This window comes from Dorea sp., from assembly GCF_977044405.1.
Window position 1 is genome coordinate 91,200 of sequence record NZ_CDRRQK010000009.1, and the last position, 8,265, is coordinate 99,464.

Annotated in this window: 8 protein-coding genes; 1 reads left to right on the forward strand and 7 read right to left on the reverse strand. The window is 39.2% G+C overall.

What is annotated here, in order from left to right:
- Positions 1 to 131: 131 nt before the first annotated feature.
- From ACWJAF_RS06175 to ACWJAF_RS06200, 6 genes are all read right to left on the reverse strand, one after another.
- Positions 132 to 1,229: a glycerol dehydrogenase gene (locus ACWJAF_RS06175; protein WP_022415743.1), complete on the reverse strand. Its 1,098-nt coding sequence runs from the start codon at positions 1,227 to 1,229 to the stop codon at positions 132 to 134.
- Positions 1,230 to 1,358: 129 nt separating this feature from the next.
- Positions 1,359 to 1,769: a peptide deformylase gene (locus tag ACWJAF_RS06180; protein WP_448862881.1), complete on the reverse strand. Its 411-nt coding sequence runs from the start codon at positions 1,767 to 1,769 to the stop codon at positions 1,359 to 1,361.
- Positions 1,770 to 2,282: 513 nt separating this feature from the next.
- Positions 2,283 to 3,029 carry an alpha/beta hydrolase gene (locus ACWJAF_RS06185; protein ID WP_448862899.1) on the reverse strand — a complete coding sequence of 249 codons (747 nt, stop codon included), beginning with the start codon at positions 3,027 to 3,029 and terminating at the stop codon, positions 2,283 to 2,285.
- Complete coding sequence (locus ACWJAF_RS06190) at positions 2,915 to 3,388, reverse strand: cupin domain-containing protein (RefSeq protein ID WP_448862882.1); 474 nt, start codon at positions 3,386 to 3,388, stop codon at positions 2,915 to 2,917. Before ACWJAF_RS06190 ends, ACWJAF_RS06185 begins: the two co-directional genes overlap by 115 nt.
- A gap of 1 nt (position 3,389) precedes the next feature.
- Positions 3,390 to 4,277: a ketopantoate reductase family protein gene (locus ACWJAF_RS06195; protein ID WP_448862884.1), complete on the reverse strand. Its 888-nt coding sequence runs from the start codon at positions 4,275 to 4,277 to the stop codon at positions 3,390 to 3,392.
- A 371-nt stretch (positions 4,278 to 4,648) separates the two neighbouring features.
- Positions 4,649 to 5,890, reverse strand: a complete 1,242-nt coding sequence (locus ACWJAF_RS06200; RefSeq protein WP_448862886.1) for a dicarboxylate/amino acid:cation symporter — start codon at positions 5,888 to 5,890, stop codon at positions 4,649 to 4,651.
- A 432-nt stretch (positions 5,891 to 6,322) separates the two neighbouring features.
- On the opposite strand from ACWJAF_RS06200, the gene ACWJAF_RS06205 reads away from it, so the two are divergent.
- Positions 6,323 to 7,396, forward strand: coding sequence for a M24 family metallopeptidase (locus ACWJAF_RS06205; RefSeq protein WP_448862888.1), 1,074 nt, complete (start codon positions 6,323 to 6,325; stop codon positions 7,394 to 7,396).
- 235 nt (positions 7,397 to 7,631) lie between these two features.
- Here ACWJAF_RS06205 and ACWJAF_RS06210 read toward each other — a convergent pair whose 3' ends face one another.
- Entirely contained in the window at positions 7,632 to 7,877 is a 246-nt protein-coding gene (locus ACWJAF_RS06210; protein WP_448862890.1) for a hypothetical protein, read from the reverse strand.
- Between the last annotated feature and the right edge of the window lie 388 nt (positions 7,878 to 8,265).

An 8,265-nucleotide genomic window follows, 5' to 3' on the forward strand; every position in this document is an offset into this window, starting at 1 on the left:
TTTTTATCTCATACAGAGAATCTGCCACGACGGCTTCTTCCGACCGCATGGCGATTCCAATATTTTTAATTTTTATGCTCCGACTCTCTCTGATTTTTCCAAATCATATATGCTTTTTAATGTTTACACAATTATTCTCCGAGAAAATATTTTCCATATGCATCTGCTGCCTTGATTGCTGCGCATACGGTCTCTGGTGTTACTTCAAATGGCATATTGTGAAGTGTGTCGTTCTCTGCACAGGCTGCTGTTGCAACTGCCATCAGTTTTTCATCTGTAACTTCTGTGATACCAAGTTCTTTTAATGTCACAGGCAGTCCCAGTTCGATACACCAGTCGATGATATCCTCCAGTTCTTCTGCCGGAATATTCTCAAGAACCAGCTGTGTGATCGTTCCGAATGCAACTTTCTCACCATGGTACATATGATGGCACTCATCCAGTACGGTAAATCCATTATGTATTGCATGTGCTCCTGCAAGTCCACCGCTCTCGAATCCGATACCGCTAAGTAAGGTATTTGCCTCGATGACTTTTTCCACTGCCGGTGTACATGCACCTGCTTCCAGCGCAAGTTTTGCCTTTACACCTTCTGCCATCAACGTATCAAAGCACAGTTTTGCAAGTGCGATTGCTGCCTGTGTAACCTGTCCTCCGGCACAGGTCGTTGCCCCACTTGCCTGACAGGCTCTTGCTTCAAAATATGTTGCCAGCGCATCACCCATTCCGGAAACGGTAAGTCTTACCGGTGATTTTGCAATAATCTCTGTATCCATCAGAACCATATTCGGGTTAGCCGGAAGGAATAAATATTCTTCGAATACTCCATCATCTGTATAAATAACTGACAGTGCGCTGCATGGTGCATCTGTAGATGCAATCGTCGGGCAGATCAGAACCGGTGCTTCTTTATAATAAGCAACTGCTTTCGCTGTATCCAGGATCTTACCACCACCGATACCAATCACGACATCACAGCCTTTTTCATTCATGATATCCACCAGACGGTTGATCTCGTTCTTGCTGCATTCTCTGTTGAAATACTCATATACCGGTGTGATCTCGTAGCCTTCAAATCCAGTATTTACAACGTCTCCGATACGTTTATATCCGGATTCTGTGATCAGTACAAGTGCTTTTTTTCCATACTTCTGGGCGTATTCCCCAAGCTTTTTCATCTCGCCTGCACCTTGTACATATTTACTTGGACTACATAAAATTTTTGCCATGATATTTACCTCCTGTAATCTTCATATTTCGTTGTGTTATTTTATTAACAATTTAGCTTTATTGTATGCTTTTGATACTATTGTGTCAATAAAATTGAGGTAAATATTATGGTAAAATTATCGCAATCTCTATATCACAATCCCATTGCAATGATCAATCTCATGCTGAATAATCTGCGCCGTCCATCCAGTATATTTCTGACGCTGCTTTTTCCAGTTCATATCCTGATATTCCACTTCTATTTCCTGATATCTGGTACATTTTCTCACACCAGTCAAAGACAGGCATCCTTCTTCTGTCTCATATTTTCCGGATCTTTTTACAATCTTTGGATTGAACATTGCTACATTCATGAATCCCATATTGACAGCAATGATACATTTTTTTACCCCAATCATATTAGCTGCCATACCAACACAGCCTTCTTCATGCGCTTTCAATGTGTCCAGAAGATCTATTGCTATCTGCTTATCGGATTCAGTTGCCGGTTCTGATTTTTGATTTAGAAAGAATATGTCTTTCATAATTGGTCTTATCATTATTTTTTCACCCTCATCTTTTATATTCATAATAAATCTGCATTTTGGAAAACTTGAGCAACCGTAAATTTCCCATAACTCTTTTCCTTTAGTAAATGTATTCTGTCGTAATTTTACCATTTGTGTTCTTGTATTTCAATTGTTGAAGCACCTTGCCAGCAATTCCTAAAATGAATTTTCCAACGCTTTCTAACTATACTATTCACATTTATTAACAATTTCTTCGAAATTTGATCACTGTTTCATCACAATTTGCTTCTATACTAGGAATTGTTCAAAGGAACAAACAAATTAAATCTTTTTCATAACTTTTTTCCTCAGGACTGCACTCCTCCCTAACAATGCAGTCCTATTTTAATGCAATCATTATAGATACGATAAAAGGACATTTATGCATAACTTTTACTTTAACATAAATGTCCTTTTCTATATTTCCGATTCTAAACAGAATCCTTATAATTATCATTTATCCTTATGATTTTCAAACGATATCTTTTCATTCTTCATCCACAATTATGAAATAAATTTCTTAAAAAATGCACACTCATCATCATTACAAACTTCCGCCATCTCAAGTCGCATATCGTAATGAAATACATGTCCAAGCGGTCTTTCGTTCCATTTATAAAATCTATAGCATGTTGTTACATTACATTCTGTCAGACGTTGTACCAACTGTGGTGCCTCATCCCGCAGGAAATCACCTTCTGCTGTCATAACAAATGTCGGAGGATAATTCTCTGTTATATGTAATACCGGTGACATCAGCCACTTTTCTTTCTCTGTTCCATGTCCTGGGAGATAATCCTTCATTAATTCACTCGTTTCTTCTCCCTCTGTGATTGTGATACTTGCCAGTCCACAATTCAAAGCAATTGCCTTCAGAGTAAAGCCATCAGGTACTTTAAACATATACTCTTTCGCATATTCTGGATTCGTACAAATTGCTGCATATAAACTAAGTCCTTGCGCACCTGCCGAATCTCCTACCATAAAAACATTCTCTGTATCAAGGTCATATTCTCCCGCATGTTCCATCACCCAGGTTACTACCCTGTTCGTATCTTCCAACGGTGCCGGATACTGATATTCTGGTGCCAGCCGGTAAGTATAATTGACAACTGCAAATCCTCTTTTTACAAGACTCATACAATAGTACTGATAGCGTTCTTTGTCACCATATACCCATCCACCTCCGTGAAAGCTGATAATAACCGGAAGCTTCTGTCCTTTTGTATCCTTTGGTCTATAGACATCCAGTACCTGCCACTTAGAATCATTTCCATAACAGATATCGTCAAATCTTTACAGTACTTCAGAAAAAACTCATATTCCCAAAGTATCGTGATCAGCTCTATCTTTTCTTTTTTCCCTGTATCTCTTCCCGAATGAATCACACCACTATTAATAATACATAATTCCCCTGCTTCGACGATTCTTTTCTGTCCATCAATTACAAATTCTACATTTCCACTCAGCACAAGATTAATCTCTATATGCCTGTGCCAGTGCGGAGAGACATACGTATCCTCACTTGGTAAATTCTGCAAAAGAATCTGTGCCGGGATTCTCAGGTCATGCAGTACCTCTTCCATTCTATAATTATCTAAAACCGCCATCTTATTCTCTTTCCTTCGAATGCATCTTCATATAACCATACAATTCCTGATGCAGCTGCCGGAACCGGTCCGGCGAATTCATGACATATTTATATAATAGCCGATGCCCCAATTCACTCTGGTAAGTCCGGCTCAATAGATTTGCCAGCATACCTGTCGGCATACTTTTGATCACATATAACTTACTTGGACATAGCATCCGCTTTTCATCAATCCAACGCAGATTTTTCTTGATACGTACAGCCGTCAGTGTCATCCATTTTTCATCTGCACATATTCTCTCCGGACATTTACTCAGACGGTAAGCATCTGCCATCGGCACAATCACACCCAGATGAGATACCTGCCAGTGATGCATCTCCGGCACAATCTGATATGGGATGTGACTTCTTTTAAATATGTAAGCCAGCACGTCCTGTCTGTTACTTCTTCTTCCACCGATTTCTCCAAATGTGGTTGGAAGAATTGCCCTTGGCAACAGCTGTGCATCCAGGATTCCACCTTCCATACATCCGCTTACTCCCGGAAATGCCGGAAGAATCCTGCCTTTTCCGCAGATCTTCTCCCATTTACGGTATGGCTGTACTGTATTTGCCATCATTACAATATTCGGACTTGTATTCTCTTTTAATTCTTCCAGTGCTGCCTCTACCTGCTTTTCACCCACTGTCAGGAACACAAACTGGTATCTGTCGTCTGGTTTTATCTCGCCGATTGCATTTACTTCTACCTTATGCGCTCCGGTCTTACCCCTGTACCATAAGCCGTGTTCCTGTAATTCTTTTAGTCGTTGTCCCTTGGCATACATCGTTACATCCATTCCTGCTTTGGCGAATTTGGATGCGTAGAGACTTCCGATGACGCCTGCGCCGTAGATTAGGATTCGCATATAATCACCTGCTTTCGTAATTTTTTATCTATGTTACACTCTAACCCTTGTATGATATATTCTGTCGTAATTCTACCATCCACATCTTCAGAATTCAATTATAAGAAATGAATCTCCGGATTTATTAATTCCCATCATTTAACACTTTCTCCCCACTTTGATCACCATTTCATCACAATTTGCTCCTATACTATGAATTGTTCAAAGGAACACAAAGTAAATCTTTTTCATAATTTTTCCTCAGGACTGCACTCCTCCCTAACAATGCAGTCCTATTTTTATGCTCTTATATAATGCATGGCAGCAAAAAAACCTCCCTGCCGGACTCATCCGGCAAGGAGGTAAAACATTCTTTTTATCTAATTATATTTTTATAATCCATTTCTAAGTTCTTTTTTCACTTCACGCTTACGTTCCAGATTGGAAACGATCATACAGCAGGATGCATCTCCTGTAATATTTACCACGGTACGTCCCATATCAAAAATACGGTCTACGCCGGCTACGAGTGCGATTCCGTCTACCGGAAGTCCTACTGATGTAAGTACCATCGCAAGCATAACCATACCGGCTCCTGGAACGCCCGCTGTTCCGATGGAAGCAAGTGTTGCTGTCAGAATCATTGTAAGCATCTGTGCAAATGTCAGGTGAATTCCGTAACATGATGCGATGAAGATTGCGCATACGCCCTGATAGATTGCGGTTCCATCCATATTGATGGTTGCTCCAAGTGGAAGTACAAAAGAGGATACTTCTTTAGAAGCTCCCATCTTCTCTACACATTCCATATTAATTGGAAGTGTTCCCACTGATGAAGAACTTGAAAATGCAAACATGATTGCAGGAAGCATTCCTTTGAAGAATTTCACCGGGCTCATGCCGCCAAGTGCTTTTACCGCCAGAGAATATACAACAACTGCATGAATGATATAACATACATAAGCTGCCAGAAGCACCATTGCAAGTGATCCGATAATGGCCGGGCCGTTGGCTGCGATTACCGGACTTAACAGGCAGAATACACCGATCGGAGATAATTTTAAGATCATCTCCATGCATTTCATAAATATATCATTCAGATCATTACATGCTGTAACAATTCTTACATTTCTTTCGCCTTCTCCAAGCAGAATAATTCCAAACCCAAGAATGAGTGCTATCACAATCACCTGAAGCATATTTGCTTCTACCATTGGTGACAGAAAGTTTGATGGAAAGATATTAACAATTGTATCCATCAGTGATATTGTCTGGTCTGCCTCATAAGACAGATCGGTTGTCGCAATCTTCGGAAATGCTCCCTTGAACACATTAGCTCCGATAAGACCAAATGTGATTGCAAATGCAGTTGTACACATATAATAAATAACTGTCTTTGCTCCAATCGATCCAACTTTCTTGATATCCTTCATGGAAATGATACCACACATGATCGAAAACAGTACGATCGGAACGACAATGAATTTTAACAGATTCAGAAAGATCGTACCGAATGGTTTGATATATGTCTCTGCAAAGTCAGCATGTTTCTGCATCAGTAATCCGGCAACGATTGCCAGAACCAGTGCAATAAAAATCTGCGCTGCAAGTGACAGCTTTTTCTTTTCCTTCATAAAAAATTTTACCCTCCGTATTCCTTTGTTACTTTTGAATAGCATTTCTTTACTGCAATGTCATTGTAATATTACAATAATTACAGTTGATTACAATTACTAAAAATTGCAAAAAAATAGAGCTTACCCTTTATTGTAATGCCCATCCATTTCTTTATTATTTTATCACATCACTATGTTGAATTCAATAAATATTCTTCCATTATATACAAGAAATTTCTTCCAGCATGTTACTGTTCACACATTCATTATGCAGACAATAATATCTTTCTGCCAATACTTCATATTCCAAATTTGTGAAATCCACCTTTCCTGTTGCATCACATATTGAAATTCCAAAACATTATCTGAAATCATGGTTATTTTATCCAATCTGTGCTATCATTCTATTAGATTTTTCTATCAAAACGCACAGGAAGGAGCACTTTAACGATGAACGAAAGAATTGAACGCGTATTGGAAAAAATGAACGAGAAAGGAATCGATCAGTTACTGGTATCTGATCCACTGAGCATCCGCTTCTTAACAGGAATCATGGTAAATCCTGGGGAAAGATTATATGCCCTGTTACTTAGAACGAGTGGAAAACATACTTTATTCCTGAACTATCTGTATTATGTATCAAATACAGGATTCGAAGAAGTATGGTTCAGTGACATGGATGACCAGATCGGTGTTCTGATGGAGCACATTGATACAAAGAGCACTCTTGGTATCGATAAGACATGGCCTGCACGTTTCCTCATCCCACTTCAGGAGCGTTGCCCTGAGATGAAGACAATCTGGGGATCTGATTGTGTAGACGGTGTTCGTGCTGTCAAGAATGCAGAAGAGATCGAGATCATGAAACATGCATCTGTTATCAATGATACCGTTATGGAGAGAGTTGCAAACTTCATCAAAGAAGGTATGACAGAGAAAGAAGTTGCTGACTTCATCGACGCTGAATACCTCAAAGAAGGAGCAAGCGGAGTAAGCTTTGATACCATCGTATGCTTCGGCGCTAACGCTGCTGACCAGCATCATACACCAAGCGAGACAAGAACTCTGAAAGCCGGAGAATGTGTCCTGATCGATATGGGATGTATCTGGAAAGGATATTGCTCAGATATGACAAGAACATTCTACTGCAAGAGTGTAGATGATGAACAGGCTGCTATCCATGATCTGGTCCGTACAGCTGTTGAGAAAGCAGAAGCTGTGATCAAACCTGGTATGCGTTTCTGCGATATCGATGCTCAGGCAAGAGATCTGATCGATGAGGCCGGATACAGCGAGTACTGGAGAATCCGTCTTGGACACTTCATCGGACAGGAAGACCATGAATATGGTGATGTAAGTCCGATTAATAAAAATGTAGCTGAGCCTGGCATGATCTTCTCTATCGAGCCTGGTATCTACATCGAAGGTAAATACGGTGTCCGTGTTGAAGACCTTGTTCTCGTAACAGAAGATGGACATGAACTTCTCAATGCTGTAGATAAAAAATACCGTATTGTTGGTTAATTTTAAATCTTACATATTAATTTTAAAAATAAGCCGGAAGACATCACATCTTCCGGCTTATTCCTAATTATCATTCAAGTTCACATTTTCTATTCTATATTTTCTTATTCTGCTTTCTCTTACTCAGCTTTCTCTCTACGCTCGTCCAATTCTTTTCTGACTGTCGGATAGATCTTATCAATTCCCATGAACAAATACCAGATGATAATGGGAGTACTCTTTTAATTCAGAAATTTCATCTGTCAGATCTGCAAATGGTTTCATCTGATGAAGGAATTGGAAATCCGATGAATCCACCAATGCAATATCCCAATAATGCCACAGCTCTATCTGCTTTTTCTTCTTCTTTTTTCTGACAGCCTCCGCATGTGAACAGACTGATAAGCAGTACTATGCATAAGCCGGCCGAAATATATCTTTTCTTTTTTATAGTCTTTTTTCTAGTCTCTTTTCTAGTCTCTTTTCCCATCTTAGTCTTCATTTTAGATTCTCATCAGATTCTCTTAAGATTTTTCATATATTCTTTATGACCACAACACAAATTAGAAACATTTACCATGTATTATATAATCATCAACAACAAAGAAGTCACTCAGGTATCAGAAATATGAATCAGCTTTTATCTGGTCTGGCTTCGCCTAAAAAATCCTTCGGTTATTGAACTATAACAACCGAGTTTATATATATATCATTTTTCTTTTTCATAACTTTTTTCCTTGGGACATTCGGTGCGGATGTCCTTTTTTAACAAAAGTTAGCAAGAATTCTCCTTCCTCTACAGGTGGGAGATGAATTGCAGAAAAAGAACATAGAACGCTTGTTCTATATTGTGAAGTATGGTATACTATAATCAGTCGAAAGAATAGAAA